Below are 23255 nucleotides of genomic sequence, written 5' to 3' on the forward strand. Positions count from 1 at the left end.
CACCTCCTTAATTATCCTTGTTGCCCAGCTTGAACTGGACAGCAGACAGAATGGCGATGATCACCGCCAGCACCACGCCCATGGCGTTGCCGTAGCCGTACTTGTACTGCTTGAAGGCGGTGTAGTAGATGTAGTACATAATGGTATCGGTCTTGTGGTTGGGGCCGCCGGAGGTCAGCAGCTGGATCAGTGCAAAGCACTGGAAGGAGTTGATGGTGGTGATGACCAGAATGTACAGGGTGGTGGGCATAATGGCCGGCCACTTGATCTTCCAGAAGCACTGGAAGTCGGTCGCGCCGTCCACTTCGGCAGCCTCCACGATGGACTGATCCACGTTGCCCAGTGCCGAAACGTACAGCACGATGGGCTGACCCACGGAGGTAGTGAGCAAAATCAGGATGATACAGCCCAGTGCAAACCGCTCGTCACCCAGCCAGTTGATGTTCTTGTCCAGAATACCAAGGCTCTTGCCCAGATAGTTGAAGATGCCATAGTAGTTGTTGTACATCCACTTCCACACCACGGTAACAGCGACAGAGCCGGTGACCACGGGCAGGTAGAACACGCAGCGGAAAAGGCTGGTGGCCCACTCCGGCAGGTCTACGATGGCGGAGGACACCCACAGCGAGAAGATGCAGGTGATGGGCACCGACACGATAACGATGACGAAGGTGTTCTTTAATGCGCCAAGGAAGATGGGGTCGGCAAACAGGGTCTTGTAGTTTGCCATCCCCACAAAGATATCCGCGCGGTTCATGGTGGAGTCAAAGAAGCTGGTCACCACGCAGAGGATCATGGGGTAGATGACGAAGCCCAGAAAGAAGATCAGGCTGGGCAGCAGGAAGCAGTAGGAGGCGAAGGTTTCGCGCCGTACCAGCGCACTGCTGCGTTTGGGCTCTTTCATTGCCGTCTTTGCAGCCAAGAGGATCACCAAACCTTTCGTTTGAGAGTGTTTTTTCCGTAAAAGGGCCCCTCCCTCACCCGGAGGAAGGGGCCTTGCGGTTCAGCTGTGATGCAGTTCAGAAAAAGTAGCGCTTATGCCTCGGCGGCAGCGGCTGCGTTTGCGTTGTCCACAAAGGTCTTGACGGCAGTCTCGACGGCCTCGCCGGAGCCCACGCGCTGCAGCATGTTCCACCACTCGGTGCGGGCAGTGGTCCAGCCCGGGGTGATCTGGTAGTAGTCGCCCAGATAGCCCATGAACTTGCTATACTCGCTCATGACCTCGTTGCCGGCGTAGATGTCGCCCACGCTGGTGCGGACGGGGAAGTAGGTGGAAGCCAGCACGCTGTCCTTGACCTGAGAGGGATCGGCAGCGATGAACTCGATAAAGGTCTTTGCAGCCTTGATCTTGGCCTCGTCGCCGTTATCAAAGATGCCGAAGCCCCAGATGCCGCCGCACAGCTTCGGGTCGCCGCTTTCGGTGGGGAATGCCATGGGGAAGATCTCGTCGCCGCTGATGGTCTGGCCTGCGGCAGCGGTGTCAGCGTTCAGCTGCTGTGCAATGTTCCAGCAGAAAGCCATCTGCAGGGTGCCGTTGCGGAACAGGGTGATCTCCTCGCCGCCGTTGATGGAGGGATCGAAGTTGACGCCCTTTGCATCGTACAGAGTCTGAATGGCCTTGATGTTCTCGGCAGAGTCGGCGGTGTACTTGGTGTGGGCTGCATCGGTAAAGGTGCCGCCGTACATATTGTTGATGATGGCGCGGGTGCCCTGGTCGCCGCCCTGACCGCTGCAGTAGATGGCTGCCACGTTCTCGTAGCCGCCCTTGTACAGTGCGTCCACAGTGTTCAGGAAGCCCTCGGTGCTCCAAGTGTGCTTGTCGGTATCAATGTACTTGTCCGCGCCCACTTCCTTGACCTTGGTCATGTTCACGGCCATGCAGTGTGCGGTCATGCACAGGGGGTACTCGTAGTAGTCGCCCTTCTCGTTGTGGCAGGCAGACTCCACAGAAGCGTAGATGTCTTTCTTGGCATCATCGGTCCACAGATCGTTCAGCGGAGCCATAACGCCCTTGGCACCCCAGTTGGCCACCAGACGCTCGGGGCCTTCCATGACCAGATCGGGTGCGCTGCCGCCCTCGATGGCGGTGTTCACCTGATCGTCGCCGTTGGTGTAGTCCAGATACTCCACGGTCACCTTGATATCGGGATACTTTGCGTTGAAGCTGGAGATCAGGTTCTGGACAGTCTCGTCATTGCCCCAGCCGCCGATGGGGTATGTCCACAGCTTGATGCTTGCGCCGGTGCTGGCTGCACTTGCAGCAGCAGAGGAAGCGGTGGAGGAAGCAGCAGTGCTGGTGGAGGAGGAACCGCCGCAGGCGGCCAGTGCACCGGCAGCGCCCAGAATACCGGCAGCCTTCAGGAAGGAACGGCGGGAAATGCAGTTTTTCATGGTAGATTCTCCTTGTTCATCTTCTTCGACCCATCGGGGGATCGTACTCCGTTTTGCTCGTAGCGGCTGCTCGTGTCCGCAGCCGTTGTTTGTAGCCTAATTATAGAAAATTATTTTCATTTTGTCTATTCGTTCTTTTCATAAATTTTCATTTTTAAACCCGGCAGTCTGCACAAAATTGTGGGATATCAGAAAAAACACAATATTTTCATCCACTTTACTTGTCAAAATAGTTACAAAACGGTACACTTTCCCCGGTTGCTCTGAAAATCACTTTCAGCTTTGAAATTGTAAAAATGAAAAGCATTTTCACCATTTGGGCCGTTTTTTCCTTCAAAACTGTGCCCTCTGCACAGAATCGGCGGGTAAAATGTGTTCATTACGCCTCTTGCACAGCGGCGCGGTTTCTCTTATACTTTTATATAAGAAGGTAAGCACGAACACGGCACCGGCACCCGCCGGCGGCCTAAGTCAGGAGAGGGAAGAATGTCTACAAATTTTTGGGAGCTGCTGCAGCAGCATCAGGGCGACCTGACAAAATCCGGCCGCACGGTGGCCGAATATCTGGTGCAGCACGCTGCGGAGGCACAGTATCTGTCCATATCATCGCTGGCCAGAGAGTGTCAGGTGGCCGAGGCCACGGTGTTCCGGTTCTGCCGGGCGCTGGGCTTTGAGGGCTACCACGAAATGCGCATTGCGCTGGCGCAGGCCAATGCCACCGGTGTGCTGGTAAACCAGCAGGAGCCCGCCCCGGACGCCGACACTGCCACCCTGTGCGAGCACGCCTCGGCGCTGTTCATGACCGCCATCAACGGCACCCAAAACGCCCTTTCGCCGCAGGCGGTGGATCAGGCTGTGGCGCTGCTGCACAGCGCCCGGCAGGTGTTCTGCATGGGACAGGGCGGCAGCATGACCGCCGCCAAAGAGATCTGCGCCCGGTTCGCCTGCATCACCAACAAGTTCCGTGCCGTTGCCGACAGCCACATGCAGGTCATGGCTGCCAGCCTGATGACCGAGCAGGACGTGGTGCTGTTCGTCTCTTACTCCGGCGCTACCCGGGACCTGATGGAGACCCTGCGCACCGCCAAGGCCAACGGCGCAAAGATCATCCTGATCACCCACTACGAGGACTCCCCCGGCGCAAAGCTGGCAGACATCGTGCTGCTGTGCGGCGCACAGGAAAGCCCGCTGGATTCCGGCAGCATCCCCATCAAGGTGGCGGTGCTGTATGTAGCCGAAGTGCTGGTGCTGCGGTACATTCTGGACGATAAGCCCGGCAGCACCGAAGCGCAGGAGCGCACCACCGAGGCGCTGGCTGTAAAGATGCTTTGAGCATCGAACTAAAATTTTAGGGATAACGGAGCATCCGGGGATGCTCCGTTATCCCTTTTTTACGCAAAAAAATCGGTCAGACCCGCAGGCCTGACCGATTTCCAGCTTATCAATGATGTTGCAGCGCTGTACGCTTAATCGCGGCGGCGGCTGTTGAGACCCAGCAGACGCACCACATACAGGAAGATGTTGATGAAGTCCAGATACAGCGTCAGTGCGCCGTAGATGGAAGCCTTTTCCGCCAGCTCGCTGTCCCCTGCGTAGTAGGAGTACATCTGGCTCAGCTTCTGGGTGTCGTAGGCGGTCAGCAACATGAACACCACCAGACCGATGCCGGAGTACAGCACCGTGCCCATAAAGCCCATGCCGAACAGCACACCGACGAAGCCGGTGATAATCAGCGCAAACAGTGCCATCATCAGTTTGGGGCCCCAGCCGGACAGATCTTTGTGGGTGGTGGTGCCGTAGACTGCCATCAGACCGAAGTACAGCGAGGTGGCAAGGAAAGCCAGCACCAGTGTGCCCAGATCAAAGGCAAGGAAATAGTAGCTCAGCACCATGCCGTTGAGTAGGGCGTAGCCTAAGAACACCCCTCTTGCCGCACCCACGGACATATTCTGCACCCGGGCGCTCAGCACGATCACCAGCGCCAGCTCGGCAATGGTGAACAGCAGGTACAGCGAATTGACCACATAGAACAGCGGGGTGGTGGCGGTTACAAACGCCGCCGCAAAGGTGATCAGCAGTCCCAGCGCCATCCAGCGGTAGGTGCGGGTCATATAATCAGCCGAGGTCATTGTAGGCTCTGCATAGCCACGGTTGTAATTGTTATAACTCATCTGGGTTCCTCCAGTCTATTCTGCCGGAGCATTTCTCTCTTGCTCCGGTCTACGGAATATAGTATACTGCATAGAAATGAACGTTTCATGAAAAAGGCTGTGATATTGTATGTCCCTTGGACTTTATCTGCATATTCCCTACTGTTTTTCCAAATGTCGGTACTGCGATTTTTATTCCCACCCCGGGGAGCGGGGCGTACCGGACGCCTATGTGGACGCGCTGCTGCGGGAGCTGCACCGCTTTGCGCCGGACGCGCCCCTGCGGCCGGACACCCTCTATTTCGGCGGCGGCACGCCCAGCCTGCTCACCCCGGCGCAGGCAGAACGGCTCATCCGGGCAGCAGACCCCGTGCCCGGTGCTGAGATCACCTTGGAGGCAAACCCCGAGACCGTCACCGAGGAGAGCCTGCGGGGCTTCCGGGCGGCAGGGGTGAACCGCATCTCCTTCGGGGTGCAGTCTGCCCGGGACACCCAGCTGCGCACCCTTGGCCGCCCGCACAATGCCAAGCAGGCGCGGGCAGCCTTTGCCGCTGCCCGGCGCGCCGGGTTCGAGAATATCAGCGGCGACATCATGCTGGCATTGCCCCACTATACGCAGGCCGAGTTTGACGAGACACTGGAGCTGATCGAAAAAGGCGGTGCCACCCACATCTCGGCTTACCTTTTAAAGATTGAGCCGGACTCTGCCTTCGGCAAGCACCCGCCGGAGGGTCTGCCCACAAGCGATGAAGCCGCCGATTTCTACCTTTACGCCGTGGAGCAGCTGGAACACCACGGCTACCGCCAGTACGAAATTTCCAACTTTGCAAAGCCGGGCTATGAAGGCCGTCACAACCTCATCTACTGGGACTGCGGCGATTATCTTGGCCTTGGCCCTGCGGCACACTCCTGCATGGGCGGCAAGCGGTTCTGCTACGCGCCGGACACCGTCGCCTTTCTGCAGGACGCCGCCGCACCCATCATGGACGGCAGCTGCGGTGCAGAGGACTACCTGATCTTACAGCTGCGTCTGCGCAAGGGGCTTGACCTTGATGCCTACAAAGCCCTGTACGGCAAGCAGTTTTCCACCGCGCAACTGGCCTTTGTGCAAAACTGTGTCCGCGCCGGATACGCCACCTTCGATGGCCGCATCCTCGCCCTGACCCCCGCCGGGCTTATTGTGCAAAACAGTATTCTAGCACAGCTGCTCTGATGGGAGGGCGAAGCAGAATAGCAGGAAAAAGTATCGTAAAGCAAAACCGCAGCGTATTTTGATACGTTGCGGTTTTTTGGTGGGCGCGGGTGGATGTCGCGAGCCGCGCAGAAAAGGAACCCGGGTCGCGGCTCCCAGCGGCTGCATCGTGCCTTGGGCGGCACGCGCATCCTGCTGGCCGCAGCCCCAACAGCTCCTCCCTGTTTCTGCCGCTGGCAGCGGTCGTCGCTGTTGCTGTTCGAATCCACCCGCCCTATAAGTTTAGCCTTGTTACAAAACAAAAACCTCAGCGTACTCGCATACGCTGAGGCTTTTTGGTGGGCGCGGGTGGATTACGCGAGCCGCGCTGCTAAAAACAGCCCACTGGGCTGTTTTTACGCTGTCTTCTGCGACAGCGCCGCAGCTGTTCGAATCCACCCGCCCTATGAGTTTAGCCTTGTTACAAAACAAAAACCTCAGCGTACTTGCATACGTTGAGGCTTTTTGGTGGAGCGAAGCAACCCAAATCCGAACCATTGCCCTCTGGGGCATCTTTGGCGGCGATTTCATCGAAAGTGATGGTTTTTGTGCCGTCTTTGTAGTTGAATGTAATCAAAACTTTTTCATCATAGAGATAAACAGCATTCACGAATGTATTGATAAGCGTTTCCCGGTGGCTTTTCACATTCGGGTCGAGCTTGCGGAACCGGGTCAGCCAGAACCGAACCTGATTTTCGCTCAACCGTGGCCGAACGATTTTTTCTTCGGCAATCCGAACCTCAAGTTCTTTCTGCTGGGCTTCCAGCTTTTCCAAACGCGATTTGGTGGAGTTGGTCAGCACACCTGCTTGAATGGCGTTCAGCATATTCTCAATGCCATTCTCTACCTCACGCATCTGCTTTTCCAGTAAAGGGAGCGTGGTGTTTTCCTGATCCTGCAACTCCATCACTTCCGCAACGATGGCATCAATCACGGCATCGTCCTGAATCAGCTTCATGGTTTCAGCTATGACCAAATCTTCCAGCCACTCTTTACGGACGGTCTTTTTCTTGCAGGTCTTGAAACGCTTCGCGGTGGCGCACTTATAATAATGATGAACGACCTTGTTTCTACCCGTACCGCACTCGCCGAACATCATCGCGCCGCACATTCCGCAGAACAGCTTGGTGGTGAGCAAGTAATCGTCCTCGGCCTTGTGACGGGCAGGAGCGCGGCTGTTCTTCTTGATTTTTTGCTGCACTTCTTCAAACAAATCTTTATCCACGATGGCCGGGATGCTGTCGGGCATCACAATGTCCTTGAAGTGGTTTTCTCCGATGTACCGTTTGTTCGTCAACAGCTTCTGAACACTGTTGTAGGTAAACTTCTGGTTGCGGTTGGTGGTCACGCCGCTGTCGTTCAGCCAGTTCATCAGTTCTTTCATAGTTGCACCATTGTTGTACCGCTGAAAGGCTTCTACCACAAAGGGAGCTTTCAGCGGGTCGATTTGAAAGAACTTCTCCTCGTCCACCTTAAAACCAATGGGAATCGTGCCGCCGTTGTACTTTCCCTTCAGAACATTCTCGGTCATGCCGCGCACAACTTTTTCAGAAAGTTCTGCCGAGTAGTATTCAGCCATGCCGGTGAGCATACTCTTGACCATGATACCCGCAGGGCTGTCAGAGATAGGCTCCGTGGCAGATACCAGCTTGACATGATTTCGTTCCAACTGGTACTCATAGTGGGCCGAATCATAGCGGTTTCGGGCAAAACGGTCAAGCTTCCAGACCAGCACAATGTCAAACAACCGTTTCTCGCTGTCCTTGATCATCTGCTGGAAATCCGGGCGGTTGTCGGTTTTTGCGGAAAGGGCGCGGTCAATGTAGTGTTTGACCACAGTGATGCCGTTCTTTTCGGCATAAGCCGTACATTCACGAATCTGGCCTTCGATGGATTCTTCGCGCTGGTTATCGCTGGAATAGCGAGCGTAAATCACGGCGGTCATGCAAACACCCCTTTCACTTCATTCTCCGCAGGCGGCGCACAAGGTCGGATGCACTGTACAGCACACGGGCCACCGACACCGCATCCTCGCCCACAATGTAGAACACCGAGTAGTTATCCACCAGCATCTGCCGCAGCCCTTGGGTGCGCTCCGGCTCGCTCTCTACCAGCGCACAGCGTTCCGGCAGGATGTTCAGCGACTGAATGGCTTCTGCAATGCGGTTATACTGCCCCATAGCCGTGTCAGGCTCCAACAGACGGTCAGCAATATAGCTGTAAATCTGCTCCATATCGCTGAGGGCTGCATGGGAAATTTTCACGTCATACTGTTTCATCTGTGCTGTTCCCTGAACTGTGCGAATGCGCTTGCAGCATCCACGGTATCACCGTTCTGAATCTCCTTAATGCCCACCTGCAAGGCTGCATGGAGCTGGTCATCGGTCATGGTGTCAGCGTTCAGAGCCGCAGGAGCCTTCGGCAGGGACAGCGAGAAGGGGATGCCGCCAGTCAGGGTGATCTGGCGCAGGTACATATCAATGGCTGTTGCCATCGGGATGCCGAGCTGCTTCAACACATCCTCGGCTTGCTGCTTAACGGTGGGGTTGACACGAAGATTGAGTGTCATCGTTTTTTCCATGGTTATCACCTCGGCCTTATTGTAACGTATTTTGCGTTGCAAATCAATAACTCCCAAACTTATAATTAAATTTCTCCATATTGCACAACATATTTATTTCAGAATTGTTCAAGAATCAAAATATCCGCCCTGTTGCTGAAATGAAATCAAGCCAATCATTCTTATTTTTCATGTATCGATTATCTTTTTTACCATTGTACAGAACAAAATCATCAGCGGAACCGCAAAGAGCAAGCATAGGACATTTTTTAATTCAGCATTATCCGTTGAAAGCTGCATCAAAATCATAGAGAGCGGATACCTTTCTTTGCTCTGCAAAAATGTCATGGGTTGTTCCAAAAGATTCCAGCTCTCAGCGATAGAAAGGAATGCCGCAATCATAACATACGGTCGTACAATTGGAGCATAAATTTTCCTAAAAAGCACCCAGTTACTTGCGCCGTCACAAATTGCTGAATCGAACAGGCTACTGTCAATTCTTTTTGCTGCGAACCAAAAGAGTAAAATCATCCAAGGCTGGAAAGCCGTCATTATCAATAGCCCTTCAAGAGAATCCAACCATCCAATATTCATCAGAACCAGATATTGAGGGAGCATAAGTGCTTGCTGCGGCAAAAGCAAAAAGAAAACACAGGTCAAAAGAAAAAATGTCTGCGCTTTCGGAGATGGGATTCTGGCAATCGCATAACCTGCAGGCAGTGCAATCACAATTTGAATAAGCACTCCGACAATTGCAAGAATCGCGGTATTTTTATAGGCGCAAATGAATTCCATCAGAGAATCCATCTGCCACAAGTCATCTGGGTTTATATCAAATATCGGGAAAACAAGAAATACGCATGGCAGCACAAAAATCACAGCAGCTATCAAAGATAACATCCTATATGTAGCTTCTTTTCGTGGGTTCATCAGTTATTCCTCTTTTTTCTCGCCAAACACATTCCACTCAGTACAAAGGCTCCAACAAAAATCACAACCAAGATAGATGCTGCTTCCAACCGTGCATAATTCATATTCATAAAATTGTTTTGCAAAAAGTGTTGAATGCTATATAGTTGCTCATTCGGATGACTTCTACCAATCAAATAGGCTTCACGGAAACATCGAAAGCTATTGTAAATCGTCAAGATTCCACAAATCAATAAAGAACTCTTTATGATTGGAAGCTTTATATACCAAAAACATTGTAAAGGGTTGACTCCATCCAGCATGGCGGCATCTATGATCTCAGATTCAATGGATTTCATAGCAACCATAAAAATTAAAATTGAGAATCCCAGCGTTTTCCATAACACAATTACAAGGAACACATAAAATGCAAATGGTGTTTCACCCCACTGGCCAGGAGATTTTCGTAAGATGCTTGATGCGATTGTCACAACACAAGCTGCCGGAAGTATTGAAGGAACAAGGAAGAACAGACAAAGTTTTTCTTGTCGGAACTTTATATAAACTTCCGCAATGAAAATGCCAATAACCAAATTGACGGGTATAATAATAGCCCACAAATGAAACAGATTTCTAACGGCAAGTGAAAATGCCTCATTTTCAAAAAGATCCACATAATTTTGTATGCCGACAAAATCAGTTCCTGTTCCAAGAAAGAGACTTTTCCAAAAAGCAATCAAGATTGGAAACAGATAGCAAAAAAATCCGGCAATAAGTGCCGGCAGAAGAAGGATATTGCTCTGAAGATTCTTTTTCATTTTATTCATCAAGGTACAATTTGAGCCGCGGAGTAAGTCGATCAACAAGCTCATCAAGGGTAATTTCATCATTCCAATACTGAACCATCGTTTCGCTTAGAAGATTTCCGCCATCCTCACTTTGATCAAGCTGCAAGGCACGGTACCAAATTGTGTGATATTGCGCTGCATTGATCTTGTCACATATTGTTTCAAGTTGATCTAGCTGTGCATCAGTCAAATTGTCACCATACATCTCTTTTCGGTTTTCAATATCTTCTTGCCCTATTTTTTCATGGGATGCATCATAGACACTGAATTGATATTGTGCTTCCATACATTTTTTAAGACATCCACGTCGGACAGGAAACATATCTTTATCTGCAAACGCCGAACTCGACTGGCATTCTTCACTAAGAAGATAAGCTAAAAGTGCTTTTACCTCTGTTGGATGCTTTGTGTTTCGATTTCCCATTGCGTAAGAACCGATTTCAGCAGTAACACCGCCTAGCTCATTGGGAATGGGAAGTGTTACGGTTTTGATTCCAAGAGCTGCACACTGCCGAAGAAGTCCCACCGTCATATAGCTTGGGTCAAGACTAGCAAAAGGTTCACCGTTTGCAAAATAATCTTGGACTACTTCTGGATTGAAACTGTCAAACAAACTATTTTGCATCTCATAAGAAATTTCACCCGTACGGAATTCTTTCTCGTATGCTAATGTTTGCCGACAACTAGCTGTGTCCAAGTTAATAATGTGATTCTTGTAATCGATGATCGGCTGCGATAACGCGCTTGTCATGCTAAAGTCCGTCACAACCAGCATTGGTTTTTCCTTATAGATGCGCAGCAGTTCATCCATCGTGGCAGCAAGGCTTTTTGATGCGGCTTGCATATCAAATCCGCTGTCTTTCAGAACGCTTTCTGCACTTGTCAGAGTTGGAACTGAAAAGCACAAAGGTAAAATATACTGTTTTCCTTTTAGTTTTCCAGCATCTAAAAGAGGCATATAAAAATTCTCTGCGGTGAATCCGTTTGAATCCATTACATCGGTGAGATCGAGAAAAGCTCCATTCATTATACTCTTTTCGATATCTGGAAATAGATTAACATTTGTCAATCGGTTTCCTTCCATAATAAAAAGGTCGGGACCCTTGCCTGAAAGGATTTCCGTATTTAGCTGATGAATCTCTGCCTCACGCTCTGCGGTATCACCCTCTTTGGGCGATACGAACTGTATTGTGATATTCGGGTTCTCTTTTTGATAATCTAGCAGTTTTTCATAGATAGGACAATGTGTATCAGGATTTGCATAGTGAGCCGTAAGGTAGACTGTTAACGTAACTGGATTTGAGCTATCCTCTGTGATTGGCTCGTCTGTATTGATTTCCTTTTGGGCAGATGAGCATCCTGTGATAAGAACAAGTAGGCTTACTACAATAGCACCGATGAATATGCTAAATCGGTTATTTTGTCTATTGTCATACATGATTTCAGATTCTCCGACATCTAAAACTTTACTTCATACCAATACCATGTCATAGGCTATGTACAATATGTAGTGCCATGTCCGCATTTTCTTTGTCCACAAATATCTCTGTGACATACTTCGGTTTTATGCCTAAAGATCCAATTCTTGCCTGATCGAACGTATTACGGCGATTGACATCTTTGGTTTTGCAATAGAATTTGATTCCAGCCGCCGCCAACGCATCCGTGATACGATTGCACTGGTAAGGGTCAGAAACAGCTGCAACTTGCGATTTGAAAAACTGCTCTAACATAAAAAGACCTCCTATATACATTCTAAAAGAATTTCTTACAAATCTTTATTAAAACAACGAAAGTTAAGTCTGTTTTATTTCATCTGTCCACAAAATTTTCCAAAATCGTATAGATGCACATAAATTTTCTGAAAATTTGTAGCACAATCGCAATCTTCTTTTAAATAAACACGCTATAAGGATAAACTTTTTGTTTTACCTCGATTGAAAGCCATCTTTAGCTTTCTGGTTTGAGAACTGTACTTCGGGCCGGATTCTTTGGGTCTACTAGAATTTTTATTGGTGCCCCTTTCGGAATACATGGATTGAACCAAAACCACTGCGACTTTCCATTATAGGTTTCACCTTTAACTTTATACTGATAATGTACCACATATGGATAGATTACATCTTCATCGGCAAGGTGGTAGGTACTCATATGAAATTTTATATGTACTCGTTTTGTTGCTGTAACCTTTCCGATGATTCTTGTTCCATTTTTCAAAAGTTCTGCCTTTTTATAGTCGGAAATAATCGCCAATCCGATAATTATACCTGCTACAATCCATGCTAATATCGCAGCCACCCAAATACCAGACTTACACGCTCCAACCGATATAATTGCCGCCACGAACATTCCGACATATGCCAGTGTATGAATAAGATCTTTTGAAAAAAACATTTTATCTCGTGTAATTTTCATAAAACGGCATCCTCCTCAAATCCTACAGTCGGTAATCAGCAGCTTCGTGAAATCAACGTTCCTTAGATACTTAGATTTAATCCTATTTTGTTTCATCCGTCTACAAAATTCCTCAAAATCGTATATCTGCACATAAATTTCCAGAAAACTTGTAGCACAATCACGATTTTTCTTTTCACTCAGATAAACCACCACGGCAGTTCCAGCCACAGGTTATCCATGGCCTGTTCCTCGGTCTTTTTGGCGCGGCCTTTTGTCAGGTGAAAGTATATCGCCGTGCCAATCAGCGGATGTTCCTCGCCATCGGTGAAGCCATAGCGGTACAGCAGATAGGTCTGCTCCCGTTGGGTCAGCCGTTTCAGGCCATCGTACAGTTCCCGGCGCGATTCCTGCTCTTCCATAATACTCTGCGGCTGCATGGCATAAGGGTCGGCTATGGCTTCGATGTGCCGCAGTTGTTCCTCTCCCGGCAGAACATCGTCCAGCGAAACGCGCTGGCAGCAGATACCGTCCTTGTCCTCCGTTACCATCCGCTGCTCAAAAGCGGCAAAGGCATCCCGCACCATGTCCATCATGGCGTTGCGGATGGCAGGAGCCGCATAGGTCAGGAACTTCATGCCGCGCGCTGCATCGAACTTCGGCACAGCTTTCCATAAGCCCAGATTGCCCGCCTGTTTCAAATCGTCCGTGTCAAGGTTCAGGCCGGACTGTGCCAGATTCATGCTGCGGAAGAGGTCGTTTGCCACCTTGCCGATAAAGGACTTGTTGTTCTCGATCAGGCTGTCCAATGCCGCAGTATCGCCCTGCTGGGCAAGGGCGCAAAGCCGCTCATTCGTCTGCTTCATGGGCGTTTCCCTGTGATTGCATGACCCCAAGCAGACCACTGCGCAACTGTTCCAGCGTTTCCGGGGTAGCACCCTCCATGTCAGAAACGCTGTCCAGCACTACATCGACCACCTGTTCTGCCGTGATGTTCGGACGCTGTACATCCTGTCCTTTGGTCAGCTCGTTGAACATTTTCTCGGCCACTTTCTTGCTTAGTGCTTCCTGTTCGGCGTAATGGCTCCCGATGCCCTTTTTGATTTCCTTGACCGCCGCCATAAAGTACATCTCAATGTCGTCAAGGTCGCTCTGATACACCGGCTTTCTCCGAAGGCTGATGTCTTTGGCGGCCTTGGTTGCTTCTGGGGTCTTGACCTTTGTGCGCAGCAAGGTGCTCAATGTCGTGAACATGGCGTTCTGTGCCGCGATACCAGACGCAAAGGTATCATCAAAATACTACGCCATACGGTATGTAAGCTCTGCAAAGCGGGCGTTTTCCAGCAGCAGATTGACCACCTCTGTATTGACACGCCCTGTGTAGAGGTTCTTTGCGGCTTCAACGGACAGCCCCAGCTCTGCAATGTCATAATTCTTGCGGTCAGGGATGTTGGTTTCTCCCAGCAAAAAATCCGTGGACACGTTAAACAGCCTTGCAATTTTCAGCACCTGCTCATGGGTCAGGGTCCCTTTTGCACCGCTGATAAAACGGCTGATGGTGCTCTTGGAGCAGCCGATTTCCTTGGCAAGCTCCGGTTGGCTGATGTTGTGCTCTTTCATCAAGTCCGCAAGACGGACGTTGGACGGTGCGGGCAGATATTCCTGTGCCATGAAGTCGGCCCTCCTTTTTGAGCTTTTTCCTCATTATAATACGCTCTGCCGTTTTGTTCAATATACGGTTTCTTCTCCGCCCTTGCTGTTGCAATCCTGCAACCAGCAAGGGCATTTTTCTTTTTCCGTTGCAGTTCTGCCGCTTTTTCGCCTTTCCTGCAAAATTTTCCGTATATTCAGGCACAAGGCAAAAAACACCAGAGTTCCCACACGGGGTACTCTGGTGCAGTACACAACACAAAGGAGGAATGCCCTTGAGCCTGTATCAAACTGTCAAGTCCGCCATCACCGTTCGGCAGGCGGGAGAGATGTACGGCATGGAGCCCGACCGCCATGGCATGGTGTGCTGTCCGTTCCACTCCGACAACCACCCCAGTATGATGCTGAACGACACCTATTATTACTGCTTTGGCTGTGGAGTCAACGGCGATGCCATCGACCTCACCGCCAAGCTGTTCGACCTGAACCCCCGGCAAGCCGCCGAGAAGCTCGCACACGATTTCGGGATCGACCCGGACAAGCCGCCCGCCAATGCCATCGCTCTGCCGCCGCCCAAGCGTGGCCTGACAGACGAGCAGTGGGCAGACATCGCCTACTGCCTGCGGGTGCTGACCGATTATCTCGACCTGCTGCACGACTGGCGAGAGCGCTACAAGCCCACCACCCCGGAGGAGCCGCTGGACGAGCGGTTCGTGGAAGCTCTCCACATGACCGAGACCGTCGAGCACCTGACGGACTGCGTTGCATTTGGGACACCCCAGCAGAAAGCCGCTGCCGCCGCACAGCTGCTGTCCGGGTCGTACCTGCTGATGCTGGAGGAGCGCACCGACCGCCTTGCTCTGGCAAAGTGCGCCTGATAATTTATTCACCTGAAGTGGTAGGTCTCACCGTGAGACCTACCACTTCACTTTCCTAAAGGAGAACCACCACATGAAGAAAAACATTTCCCGCAACCCTTTATGGCCGGACTGGTACAACGGTAAGAAGATCGATGAAGTCCAGTTTGGCCGTGCCTTTCTGGAACAGTGGCCGCTGAAATGCGTCAACGGTACGCTGTACACGCTGGACGGCCCGGTGGAAGACGAAAGCGAGATCAAGCAGCGCATCTTGGAGAACATCGAGGAATATGTCACCTCTGGCCTGTCCAAAAAGGTCACCAACATTCTGGAGACCATCAAGCTGCTGGCTTTTTCCGACCCGTTCCCCATCGAGCAGGACTGCATCCACCTCCAGAACGGCGTGTACCATCTGCCGGACGGCTCTTTTCAGGAAAGCCGCCTGTTCTGCCAGAACCGCCTGCCGGTGAAGTACGCCCCCAAAGCCCCCAGCCCGGACCGCTGGCTGACCTTCCTGCACGAGCTGCTGGACGATGCCGACATCCCCACCTTGCAGGAGTATTTGGGCTACTGCCTGATCCCCAGCACCAAGGGACAGAAGATGATGCTCATCGTTGGCAAAGGCGGCGAGGGAAAGTCCCGCATCGGGCTGGTGCTGAAACGGCTCATGGGGGATGCCGCCAGCAACGGCAGCGTCCAGAAAGTGGAAAACAACCGCTTTGCCCGTGCCGATCTGGAACGCCGCCTGCTGATGATCGACGATGACATGGACATGAACGCTCTGCCCAAGACCAATTATATCAAGACCATCGTGACCGCCGAAGCCAAGCTGGACTTGGAGCGCAAGGGTGTCCAGAGCTACCAGCGGGATATTTACGCCCGGTTCCTCTGCTTTGGCAACGGTGCGCTGACCTCACTGTATGACCATTCGGATGGCTTCTTTCGCCGCCAGCTCATCCTGACCACCAAGGACAAGCCTGCCGACCGCACGGATGACCCTTTCCTTGTGGAGAAGATGTGCGCCGAGTTGGAGGGCATCCTGCTGTGGTGTCTGGAAGGACTGCACCGGCTGGTGCAGAACGATTTCCGCTTCACGGTCAGCGAACGAGCCGCCGCCAACGTGGACACCATCAAGCGCAGCAGCAACAATGTCATCGACTTCATGGAGTCCGAGGGCTATTTCCGCTTTAAGGCAGACTACTCCATCAGTTCCAAAGATTTCTATGAAATCTACAAACTGTGGTGCGAAGATAACGCCTGCCACAGCGTATCTGCCATCCGTTTCAGCGCAGAACTGCGCCAGAATGACCGCCGCTACAACCTTGAAGCCACCAACAACATCTACCTGCCCGGTGGCCGCAGGGTGCGGGGTTTTGTAGGCGTCGAGCCGCTTGTCCACCCCTGTCCGTAAAAAGTGCATTTTTTTACGGAAGAAGTTCGTACAACCTGTACGGTCTGTACTTGTACGCACCTGTACGGCGAATTAAAGCAAATTAAGACGTGTTATCGTTTATATTTCGCATTTCCGTACGTCGTACGAACCGTACAGGTTATTTGAAGTCCGTACGCAATTTTTTCAGATGCGTACGGAGCAATCAAGTTCGCATTGTGCGAACTTGATTGTAGCTCTCCCGCAGGAGGCGTTCCCCCTCGGAGAGTCCTCGAAGAGCCCACTACACTTTGCAGCCCATAGGGATGAAAGTGTTATAGTGGGTTATTACACTTCCGAAGAAGTGCATCTTCGTTCCCCGTCACCTTTCGATGAACCTTGAAAGGAGGGATGCCCTTTGGCAAGAAACGATGGCGTTGACCGCACCAGTGTCCGGAATCTCGCCGTTTCGGACAAGGCCGTTGGCAACACCCAGCAGCACAATGAGCGTGAAAAGGACAGCTATCGGAACCCCGACATTATCCCCCAGCGCACTGCATGGAACGTCCACTTCAAAAAGCCAACTGCCAGCTACACCGACCTATTCGCCCAACTGGAAGCCGCCGGAACCATCTCCACGCGCGGCTTGAAGCCGGATGCCACCCATTACTGCGAGCTTGTCTTTGATGTCAACTCGGCCTACTTTGACAACCACGGCGGCTACGAGTTCGCCAAGCAGTTCTATGAGGATGCCTACCAAGCTGCCGTTCAAATCGTGGGCGGTGAGCAGTATATCCTCTCGGCAGTCATGCACGCCGATGAGATCAACCGTGCCATGACCGAAGCATTAGGCCGCGAAGTTTACCACTACCACCTCCATGTGGTCTATGTACCTGTGGTGGAAAAGCAGATCCTGTGGTCGAAACGCTGCAAGGACAAGGCACTGGTCGGCACCGTCAAGGAGACTGTCATGCAGGTCAGCCGGAGCAAGAAGTGGGCATCCAAACCTCTGCTGGACGAATCGGGAAAGCCTGTTTTGCAAAAGAACGGCAAGCCTATCCTGAAGAAGTCGTACAGCGTCTTGCAGGACAACTTCTTCAATTTTATGCGCGCTGCCGGGTACACCGATATAGAGCGCGGCGAACGTGGCAGCACCGAAGAACACCTGACCGTCACCCAGTTCAAAGTTCAACGGGAGCAGGAACGGCTGGACAGCCTGACCGCCCAGATTGACCAGAAAGAGCAGCACCTCATCCAAACCAACAAAACCCTCTCCAAGACCGAAAAGGAACTTGCCGCTGTGCAGAAAAAGGCCACGCTCACAAAAGAAGCCCTCATTCATGCGCGTGATCTGGATTATATCGGCAAGCGCACCTTTCTCGGCAACTACTCGCTGACCGAAGAAGAATTTTCCAAACTGAAAAAACAGGCTGACCACGGCTATATGATGGACGTGGAGAACCGTCGCCTGAAAGAAGAACTTTCCACGGCCAAGAAGGAGGCCGTTCGTTGGAGCAACAAGTACCACGACCTGTGGTACGACGTGAAACCCTATCTGGATGCTCTCCACCGTGCTCCTGAACTGGTGCGCGGTTTTCTGGAAAAGATTCTTGCTCCCAAGCAGGAGCGCACCATGAATGTGCCGCAGAAAAACCGCAAGCGTGGTCAGGATATGGAACTTTGATTTTCGGAGGATACCATTTGAACAAAAAGAAGAAGTTAAACAAATCCGGCTACCCGGATGAAGCAATCAAGACCCTTGCACGTTGCTTTTATCCCTCCATGGTTGAGTTTTTCAACAGCGAGGAAGGCCAGCGTGAATACGAAGAATGGCTGAAAGAGCAGGAATCTCTACAAGCATTGCCTGTTGCAGCATAAAAACAGCAGGACGCTCCCAGAGAAGGGAACGCCCTGCTTTACATAGATGTTTCTTACCGGGGTGTGTCCGCTTGGGCACACCTCTTATTTTTTTGCCCTTAATCTTCTAACCCATGGCTCCCGGCTGCATTTTTCAAATATTCCTCTGGGGCACCGTTCAGAATCAGCTCTGCATACGCCAGCGGGTCGTTATAGATTAGGTAGTCCAGTTCTGTTTGCTACGCCATGGTAACATCCAGCGCATCCTCGACCCCGGTGCAGTCAATGGAAATTTTTCTCCCATCTTGGAGAGTCAACTCCACGCATCCGGTATCCATGTTGAACGAACAGGCTCTTGCATCGTACTTCATCATCGTGTCCTCCAAACGCTTATTGTGTGGTTACGATCTGTGACAAGGTATCGGAGTTTTACGCCGTCCACGGGAGCCTTCATTCTCAAACCCGAAGAAAACGAAAAATCCGAACCCTTCTCCAATCGGAAACAGGTTCGGATTTTTCTTGTTTGGTGGGCGCGGGTGGATTCGAACCACCGAAGCTGAAAGCAGCAGATTTACAGTCTGTCCCCATTGGCCACTCGGGAACACGCCCATATTCAGTTGTTGTGCATCCGTGCGCCGGACGACTTGTTTATTTTAGCATGAGAAAAGGGTTTTGTCAACCACCTTTTTTCACTTTTTTTCAGCAGGCTTACTGTCCCCCGCCCGCCGCGCTTCATCCGGTTGAATTGCGTCCTGTTTTATGTTAAAATAATGTAAAGATTCTACACATTTTACAGGCAGGAGTGGGTCATTGCATGGAGTCAACAATCAGCGCCGCCCCGCAAATTTCTATCGACCGGGAAAAGACGCTGCGCAGCCACCGGCGTTACTGGGTGCTGCGGCGTGCACAGGACATCGTATTCTCCCTGCTGGCGCTGATCCTGCTTGCGCCGCTGGCACTGCTGATCAGCCTTGCCATCGTGCTGGACAGCCCCGGAGACGGAGCTATTTTCCGGCAGCGGCGGGTAGGACGGGACGGCAAGCTGTTCTGGCTGTATAAGTTTCGTACCATGTGCCCGGACGCCGAGGAGCAGCTGAATGAGCTGCTGAGCCAGAACCAGATGGACGGCCCGGTGTTCAAGATCAAGGGCGACCCCCGCATTACCCGGGTGGGACGTTTTCTGCGCAAGACCAGTCTGGACGAGCTGCCACAGCTGCTCAACGTGCTGCAGGGCGATATGAGCATCGTGGGGCCGCGCCCCGCACTGCCCCGGGAGGTAGAGCTGTACAGCGACTACCAGCGCCAGCGGCTGTACGTCACCCCCGGACTGAGCTGCTACTGGCAAATCGCACCCCACCGTAACGAGATGAGCTTTGACGAGTGGGTGGCGCTGGATATGAAATACATCCAGGAGCGCAGCTTCTGGGTGGACTGGAAGATCATCTTCCTCACCGTCCGCGCCATGCTCATGAAATACGGAGAGTGACAAAAGCGCCTGTTGTGCATCCGCACAACAGGCGCTTTCGTTACGTTTATTTCAGCACTGCACCCAGATTTGCACTGGTGACCATGCGGGCGTAACGGCTCAGCCAGCCGGTCTTGATGTTGGGCTCGGGCGCAACGTACTTTGCCTTGCGCTCGGCCAGCACTGCATCGCTGACCTCCAGCGTGATGGAGGCGTTGGGGATATCAATGGAAATGGTATCCCCTTCCTCGATCAGGCCGATAGGGCCGCCGGAAGCTGCTTCCGGGCTGACGTGGCCAATGGCAGCGCCGCGGGATGCACCGGAGAAGCGGCCATCCGTGATAAGAGCAACCGTCTTATCCAGCTTCATGCCTGCCAGCGCAGAGGTGGGGTTGAGCATCTCCCGCATACCCGGGCCGCCCTTGGGGCCTTCGTAGCGGATGACCACCACATCGCCCGGGACGATCTTGCCCGCGTAGATAGCGGCAATGGCTTCCTCTTCGCTGTTGAACACCCGCGCCGGGCCGGAATGCTGCTGCATCTCCGGGGCGACGGCGCTGCGCTTGACAACGCACCCGTCCGGGGCAATGTTGCCCCACAGGATCTGCAGACCGCCGGTCTGGGAGTAGGGGTTCTCGATGGGACGGATGGCCTTTTCGTTCAGGATATGGGCACCCTTGATGTTCTCGCCAAGGGTCTTGCCGGTGACGGTGGGCACATCCAGATCCAGCAAGCCCTTCTTTGCCAGCTCTGCCTGCACCGCCGGGATGCCGCCCGCTGCGTACAGATCCGGCATATGGGTGGGGCCTGCCGGTGCCAAATGGCAAAGGTTGGGGGTCTTGGCGCTGATCTCGTTGAACAGCTTCAGGTCGATGGGCACACCGGCCTCGTAGGCGATAGCCAGCAGGTGCAGCACCGTGTTGGTGGAGCAGCCCAGCGCCATATCACAGGTCAGCGCGTTGCGGATGGAGCGCTCGTTGATGATCTGGCGTGCGGTGATGCCCTTGCGCACCATCTCCATCACAGCCATACCGGCGTGCTTTGCCAGCTGCAGGCGCTTGGAGTACACAGCCGGGATGGTGCCGTTGCCGGGCAGGGCGATGCCGATGGCTTCGCACAGGCAGTTCATGCTGTTGGCAGTGTACATACCGGAGCAGCTGCCGCAGCTGGGGCAGCAGTTGCAGGTGCAGTCCTCCAGCTGCTCGTCGGTGATCATACCGGCCTTATAAGCACCCACGGCCTCGAACATTTTGGAAAGGCTCACTTCCTCGCCGCCGTAAGTACCGGCCAGCATAGGGCCGCCGGAGCAGACCACAGCGGGCACATCCATGCGCACCGCTGCCATTACCATGCCGGGCACGATCTTATCGCAGTTGGGCACCAGCACAAGGCCGTCCAGCTGGTGTGCCATCAGCATGGTTTCCACGCTGTCGCAGATCAGCTCGCGGGAGGCCAGAGAGTACTTCATGCCCACATGACCCATGGCGATGCCGTCGCATACGCCGATGGCGGGGATCAGGATGGGCGTGCCGCCTGCCATCTGCACACCGGCCTTGACGGCATCGGCGATCTTGTCCAGATTCATGTGCCCGGGCACGATCTCGCTGTGGGCGCTCACTACGCCGATGAGCGGGCGCTCCAGCTCCTCCGGGGTATAGCCCAGCGCATAAAACAGGCTGCGGTTGGGCGCGCGCTCCGAGCCTTTGGTCACGTTGTCACTTCTCATTGCAAATCCTCTTTTCTGATAAAACCCTCTCCGTCACGGCTGCGCCGTGCCACCTCTCCCGAGGGGGAGAGGTTTTCGCGGAGAAGCTATAAGGCTCCCTTTTCAACAAAAGCTCCCCCTTTCGGGGGAGCTGCCGCCGAAAGGCGGCCTGAGAGGGTTCTCCTCTTACTTCTTCAGCCAGCTCATCATGCTGCGCAGCTCAGCACCCACCTTCTCGATGGGCAGCTCAGCCTCCATACGGCGCTTGGCAAGGAAGTGCACCTTGCGGCCGCCCTTGGGGCTCATCTCGGTCAGGAACTCAGAAGCAAAGGTGCCGTCCTGGATCTCGGTCAGAACCTTCTTCATCTCCTTGCGGGTCTCCTCGGTAATCAGGCGCTTGCCGGTGCGGTAGTCGCCGTACTCGGCAGTGTTGGAGATGGAGTAGCGCATCTTGGAGAAGCCGCCCTCGTTGATCAGGTCAACGATCAGCTTCATCTCGTGGCAGGTCTCAAAGTAGGCCATCTCGGGCTCGTAGCCGGCCTCCACCAGCGTATCGAAGCCGGCGTGGATCAGCTCGGAAACACCGCCGCACAGCACGGCCTGCTCGCCGAACAGATCGGTCTCGGTCTCCTCCTTGAAGGTGGTCTGCAGAATGCCTGCACGGCCTGCGCCGATGCCGGAAGCATAAGCCAGTGCGATATCCTTGGCCTTACCGGTGTAGTCCTGCTCCACGCAGATCAGAGAGGGGCAGCCCTCGCCCTCGGTGTACAGGCGGCGCACGATGTGGCCGGGGCCCTTGGGAGCGATCATGATGACGTCCACGTTCTTGGGCGCGGTGATGGTCTTGAAGTGGATGTTGAAGCCGTGTGCAAAGGCCAGTGCCTTGCCCTCGGTCATGTAGGGAGCAACCTGGGTGTTGTAGATATCGGCGCACAGCTCATCGGGCACCAGCATCATGACAACATCGCCGGCCTTGGCAGCCTCTTCCACCTCCATGACCTTGAAGTTGTCATGGGTGGCAGCGAACTCAGAAGCCTTTGCCCAGTGAGCAGAACCCTTGCGCAGGCCGACCACAACGTTGACGCCGCTCTCAGCCAGATTCTCAGAGTGTGCATGACCCTGGCTGCCGAAGCCGATGACAGCGACGGTCTTGCCGTCCAGCACGCCGAGGTTGCAGTCGGAATCGTAGTATTTCTTGATAGCCATAATCGTTAGTCTCCTTTTACATTAACTGGTTGGTTTATCTTCCGGTCTTGTATGCTCTGTTCTATCTTTCGCTCACCCTGAGCGGAAAAGCAATGTAATTATGCCCGTCTTGCGCCCGGCGGGGGCAGCTGGACGGAGCGCACCTCCTGCGGCGGCTTCTGGATATGCTGGTGCATCCCGCCGCGCTCCAGTGCAGTAACGCCGGTGCGGCACTGCTCAAGGATGTTGTAGCCCTCGAACATTTTCAAAAATGCGTCCAGCTTGTCCGGCCGGCCGATCAACTCAAACACCATGCTGTCCGGGGAAAGATCGATGATCTTTGCCTTGTAGATGCAGGCGATCTCCCGCAGCTCTGTGCGGTTGTGCACGTCCGATTCCACCTTGAGCAGCAGCAGCTCCCGCTCCAGCGCTTTTTCGCTGTCCAGCACGAACACCTGCCGGGTGACTTCCAGCCGCTCGGTCTGCAATACCAGCTGCTGCAAGGCCTTTTCATCGCTGGTAATGGTCACTGTGATGCGGCTGACTGCCGGGTCGTTGGTGGCGGACACCGTAAGGCTGTCGATATTGAAGCCGCGGCGGCAGAACAGGCTGGACACCCGGGCCAGAACGCCGCTCTGGTTGTCCACCAGCAGGCTGATGACCCTGCGCTGATCAGATTTCATG

At 53.1% G+C, this 23255-nt stretch carries 24 protein-coding genes, 1 tRNA gene and 1 pseudogene; 7 read left to right on the forward strand and 19 right to left on the reverse strand.

The window, feature by feature from the left end; all coding sequences use genetic code 11:
- Positions 1–7 precede the first annotated feature (7 nt).
- Complete coding sequence (locus MTP43_RS11360) at positions 8–904, reverse strand: carbohydrate ABC transporter permease (protein WP_015537515.1); 897 nt, start codon at positions 902–904, stop codon at positions 8–10.
- A 131-nt stretch (positions 905–1035) separates the two neighbouring features.
- Positions 1036–2391, reverse strand: a complete 1356-nt coding sequence (locus MTP43_RS11365) for an extracellular solute-binding protein (RefSeq protein WP_005920665.1) — start codon at positions 2389–2391, stop codon at positions 1036–1038.
- A gap of 486 nt (positions 2392–2877) precedes the next feature.
- Here MTP43_RS11365 and MTP43_RS11370 point away from each other — a divergent pair, with 486 nt between their 5' ends.
- The gene (locus MTP43_RS11370; RefSeq protein ID WP_249234820.1) at positions 2878–3723 is read left to right on the forward strand and encodes a MurR/RpiR family transcriptional regulator; all 846 of its coding nucleotides are present in this window, start codon (positions 2878–2880) and stop codon (positions 3721–3723) included.
- A 134-nt stretch (positions 3724–3857) separates the two neighbouring features.
- On the opposite strand, the gene MTP43_RS11375 is transcribed toward MTP43_RS11370, so the two are convergent.
- A complete protein-coding gene (locus MTP43_RS11375; RefSeq protein ID WP_015537513.1) occupies positions 3858–4562 on the reverse strand; it encodes a Bax inhibitor-1/YccA family protein in 705 nt (234 codons plus the stop codon).
- Between the two features lie 109 nt (positions 4563–4671).
- On the opposite strand from MTP43_RS11375, the gene hemW reads away from it, so the two are divergent.
- Complete coding sequence (gene hemW, locus MTP43_RS11380; protein ID WP_113620825.1) at positions 4672–5754, forward strand: radical SAM family heme chaperone HemW; 1083 nt, start codon at positions 4672–4674, stop codon at positions 5752–5754.
- A gap of 439 nt (positions 5755–6193) precedes the next feature.
- Here hemW and MTP43_RS11385 read toward each other — a convergent pair whose 3' ends face one another.
- The 11 genes from MTP43_RS11385 to MTP43_RS11435 form a co-directional block, all read right to left on the reverse strand.
- Positions 6194–7717 (reverse strand): recombinase family protein, encoded by a 1524-nt coding sequence (locus tag MTP43_RS11385; protein ID WP_249234821.1) that lies wholly within the window; start codon positions 7715–7717, stop codon positions 6194–6196.
- A gap of 13 nt (positions 7718–7730) precedes the next feature.
- Positions 7731–8051 (reverse strand): type II toxin-antitoxin system RelE/ParE family toxin, encoded by a 321-nt coding sequence (locus MTP43_RS11390; protein WP_015537812.1) that lies wholly within the window; start codon positions 8049–8051, stop codon positions 7731–7733.
- A complete protein-coding gene (locus MTP43_RS11395) occupies positions 8048–8353 on the reverse strand; it encodes a type II toxin-antitoxin system RelB/DinJ family antitoxin (RefSeq protein ID WP_035393314.1) in 306 nt (101 codons plus the stop codon). The genes MTP43_RS11390 and MTP43_RS11395 overlap by 4 nt, the downstream gene beginning before the upstream one ends.
- A gap of 168 nt (positions 8354–8521) precedes the next feature.
- Entirely contained in the window at positions 8522–9262 is a 741-nt protein-coding gene (locus MTP43_RS11400) for an ABC transporter permease subunit (protein WP_249234822.1), read from the reverse strand.
- On the reverse strand, positions 9262–10059 hold the full coding sequence (locus tag MTP43_RS11405) for a carbohydrate ABC transporter permease (protein WP_249234823.1): 798 nt from the start codon (positions 10057–10059) through the stop codon (positions 9262–9264). Before MTP43_RS11405 ends, MTP43_RS11400 begins: the two co-directional genes overlap by 1 nt.
- Before the next feature lies 1 nt (position 10060).
- Positions 10061–11527, reverse strand: a complete 1467-nt coding sequence (locus tag MTP43_RS11410) for an ABC transporter substrate-binding protein (RefSeq protein ID WP_249234824.1) — start codon at positions 11525–11527, stop codon at positions 10061–10063.
- Between the two features lie 49 nt (positions 11528–11576).
- On the reverse strand, positions 11577–11822 hold the full coding sequence (locus tag MTP43_RS11415) for a hypothetical protein (RefSeq protein WP_249234825.1): 246 nt from the start codon (positions 11820–11822) through the stop codon (positions 11577–11579).
- Between the two features lie 217 nt (positions 11823–12039).
- Entirely contained in the window at positions 12040–12504 is a 465-nt protein-coding gene (locus tag MTP43_RS11420) for a DUF3592 domain-containing protein (protein WP_005929423.1), read from the reverse strand.
- Positions 12505–12683: 179 nt separating this feature from the next.
- Complete coding sequence (locus MTP43_RS11425; protein WP_249234826.1) at positions 12684–13349, reverse strand: sigma-70 family RNA polymerase sigma factor; 666 nt, start codon at positions 13347–13349, stop codon at positions 12684–12686.
- Positions 13333–13737: a hypothetical protein gene (locus tag MTP43_RS11430; RefSeq protein ID WP_249234827.1), complete on the reverse strand. Its 405-nt coding sequence runs from the start codon at positions 13735–13737 to the stop codon at positions 13333–13335. Before MTP43_RS11430 ends, MTP43_RS11425 begins: the two co-directional genes overlap by 17 nt.
- Before the next feature lie 45 nt (positions 13738–13782).
- Positions 13783–14154, reverse strand: a complete 372-nt coding sequence (locus MTP43_RS11435) for a helix-turn-helix domain-containing protein (protein ID WP_249234828.1) — start codon at positions 14152–14154, stop codon at positions 13783–13785.
- A 248-nt stretch (positions 14155–14402) separates the two neighbouring features.
- On the opposite strand from MTP43_RS11435, the gene MTP43_RS11440 reads away from it, so the two are divergent.
- The 4 genes from MTP43_RS11440 (at position 14403) to MTP43_RS11455 (ending at position 18237) form a co-directional block, all read left to right on the forward strand.
- Positions 14403–15011: a CHC2 zinc finger domain-containing protein gene (locus MTP43_RS11440; protein WP_249234829.1), complete on the forward strand. Its 609-nt coding sequence runs from the start codon at positions 14403–14405 to the stop codon at positions 15009–15011.
- Positions 15012–15084: 73 nt separating this feature from the next.
- Positions 15085–16401: a DNA primase family protein gene (locus MTP43_RS11445; protein WP_249234830.1), complete on the forward strand. Its 1317-nt coding sequence runs from the start codon at positions 15085–15087 to the stop codon at positions 16399–16401.
- A 376-nt stretch (positions 16402–16777) separates the two neighbouring features.
- The gene (locus MTP43_RS11450; RefSeq protein WP_249234831.1) at positions 16778–18043 is read left to right on the forward strand and encodes a plasmid recombination protein; all 1266 of its coding nucleotides are present in this window, start codon (positions 16778–16780) and stop codon (positions 18041–18043) included.
- A gap of 17 nt (positions 18044–18060) precedes the next feature.
- On the forward strand, positions 18061–18237 hold the full coding sequence (locus tag MTP43_RS11455) for a hypothetical protein (RefSeq protein ID WP_238066653.1): 177 nt from the start codon (positions 18061–18063) through the stop codon (positions 18235–18237).
- A 98-nt stretch (positions 18238–18335) separates the two neighbouring features.
- Here MTP43_RS11455 and MTP43_RS11460 read toward each other — a convergent pair.
- Positions 18336–18587 (reverse strand): annotated as a pseudogene (locus tag MTP43_RS11460) (DUF6061 family protein).
- Between the two features lie 153 nt (positions 18588–18740).
- Positions 18741–18825, reverse strand: a tRNA-Tyr gene (locus MTP43_RS11465).
- Between the two features lie 205 nt (positions 18826–19030).
- Between MTP43_RS11465 and MTP43_RS11470 the strand changes: the two genes are divergently transcribed.
- Positions 19031–19702, forward strand: coding sequence for a sugar transferase (locus MTP43_RS11470; RefSeq protein ID WP_005920723.1), 672 nt, complete (start codon positions 19031–19033; stop codon positions 19700–19702).
- Between the two features lie 46 nt (positions 19703–19748).
- Here the strand turns inward: MTP43_RS11470 and ilvD are convergent, their stop codons facing one another.
- The 3 genes from ilvD to ilvN form a co-directional block, all read right to left on the reverse strand.
- On the reverse strand, positions 19749–21407 hold the full coding sequence (ilvD, locus tag MTP43_RS11475) for a dihydroxy-acid dehydratase (protein WP_097783194.1): 1659 nt from the start codon (positions 21405–21407) through the stop codon (positions 19749–19751).
- A gap of 165 nt (positions 21408–21572) precedes the next feature.
- The gene (gene ilvC, locus MTP43_RS11480) at positions 21573–22592 is read right to left on the reverse strand and encodes a ketol-acid reductoisomerase (protein ID WP_005920728.1); all 1020 of its coding nucleotides are present in this window, start codon (positions 22590–22592) and stop codon (positions 21573–21575) included.
- A gap of 98 nt (positions 22593–22690) precedes the next feature.
- Positions 22691–23254 (reverse strand): acetolactate synthase small subunit, encoded by a 564-nt coding sequence (gene ilvN / locus MTP43_RS11485; protein WP_097785606.1) that lies wholly within the window; start codon positions 23252–23254, stop codon positions 22691–22693.
- Position 23255 lies beyond the last annotated feature (1 nt).

Origin of the sequence: Faecalibacterium sp. IP-1-18 (genome assembly GCF_023347355.1) — a bacterium.
Lineage (GTDB): Bacteria > Bacillota > Clostridia > Oscillospirales > Ruminococcaceae > Faecalibacterium > Faecalibacterium prausnitzii.

What these genes read in the sequence shown, in the direction of transcription:
- MTP43_RS11360 (WP_015537515.1), bottom strand. Translation starts at nt 904, where the DNA reads ATGAAAGAGCCCAAACGCAGCAGTGCGCTGGTACGGCGCGAAACCTTC.
- MTP43_RS11365 (WP_005920665.1), bottom strand. Translation starts at nt 2,391, where the DNA reads ATGAAAAACTGCATTTCCCGCCGTTCCTTCCTGAAGGCTGCCGGTATT.
- MTP43_RS11370 (WP_249234820.1), top strand. Translation starts at nt 2,878, where the DNA reads ATGTCTACAAATTTTTGGGAGCTGCTGCAGCAGCATCAGGGCGACCTG.
- MTP43_RS11375 (WP_015537513.1), bottom strand. Translation starts at nt 4,562, where the DNA reads ATGAGTTATAACAATTACAACCGTGGCTATGCAGAGCCTACAATGACC.
- hemW (WP_113620825.1), top strand. Translation starts at nt 4,672, where the DNA reads ATGTCCCTTGGACTTTATCTGCATATTCCCTACTGTTTTTCCAAATGT.
- MTP43_RS11385 (WP_249234821.1), bottom strand. Translation starts at nt 7,717, where the DNA reads ATGACCGCCGTGATTTACGCTCGCTATTCCAGCGATAACCAGCGCGAA.
- MTP43_RS11390 (WP_015537812.1), bottom strand. Translation starts at nt 8,051, where the DNA reads ATGAAACAGTATGACGTGAAAATTTCCCATGCAGCCCTCAGCGATATG.
- MTP43_RS11395 (WP_035393314.1), bottom strand. Translation starts at nt 8,353, where the DNA reads ATGGAAAAAACGATGACACTCAATCTTCGTGTCAACCCCACCGTTAAG.
- MTP43_RS11400 (WP_249234822.1), bottom strand. Translation starts at nt 9,262, where the DNA reads ATGAACCCACGAAAAGAAGCTACATATAGGATGTTATCTTTGATAGCT.
- MTP43_RS11405 (WP_249234823.1), bottom strand. Translation starts at nt 10,059, where the DNA reads ATGAAAAAGAATCTTCAGAGCAATATCCTTCTTCTGCCGGCACTTATT.
- MTP43_RS11410 (WP_249234824.1), bottom strand. Translation starts at nt 11,527, where the DNA reads ATGTATGACAATAGACAAAATAACCGATTTAGCATATTCATCGGTGCT.
- MTP43_RS11415 (WP_249234825.1), bottom strand. Translation starts at nt 11,822, where the DNA reads ATGTTAGAGCAGTTTTTCAAATCGCAAGTTGCAGCTGTTTCTGACCCT.
- MTP43_RS11420 (WP_005929423.1), bottom strand. Translation starts at nt 12,504, where the DNA reads ATGAAAATTACACGAGATAAAATGTTTTTTTCAAAAGATCTTATTCAT.
- MTP43_RS11425 (WP_249234826.1), bottom strand. Translation starts at nt 13,349, where the DNA reads ATGAAGCAGACGAATGAGCGGCTTTGCGCCCTTGCCCAGCAGGGCGAT.
- MTP43_RS11430 (WP_249234827.1), bottom strand. Translation starts at nt 13,737, where the DNA reads ATGTTCACGACATTGAGCACCTTGCTGCGCACAAAGGTCAAGACCCCA.
- MTP43_RS11435 (WP_249234828.1), bottom strand. Translation starts at nt 14,154, where the DNA reads ATGGCACAGGAATATCTGCCCGCACCGTCCAACGTCCGTCTTGCGGAC.
- MTP43_RS11440 (WP_249234829.1), top strand. Translation starts at nt 14,403, where the DNA reads ATGCCCTTGAGCCTGTATCAAACTGTCAAGTCCGCCATCACCGTTCGG.
- MTP43_RS11445 (WP_249234830.1), top strand. Translation starts at nt 15,085, where the DNA reads ATGAAGAAAAACATTTCCCGCAACCCTTTATGGCCGGACTGGTACAAC.
- MTP43_RS11470 (WP_005920723.1), top strand. Translation starts at nt 19,031, where the DNA reads ATGGAGTCAACAATCAGCGCCGCCCCGCAAATTTCTATCGACCGGGAA.
- ilvD (WP_097783194.1), bottom strand. Translation starts at nt 21,407, where the DNA reads ATGAGAAGTGACAACGTGACCAAAGGCTCGGAGCGCGCGCCCAACCGC.
- ilvC (WP_005920728.1), bottom strand. Translation starts at nt 22,592, where the DNA reads ATGGCTATCAAGAAATACTACGATTCCGACTGCAACCTCGGCGTGCTG.
- ilvN (WP_097785606.1), bottom strand. Translation starts at nt 23,254, where the DNA reads ATGAAATCTGATCAGCGCAGGGTCATCAGCCTGCTGGTGGACAACCAG.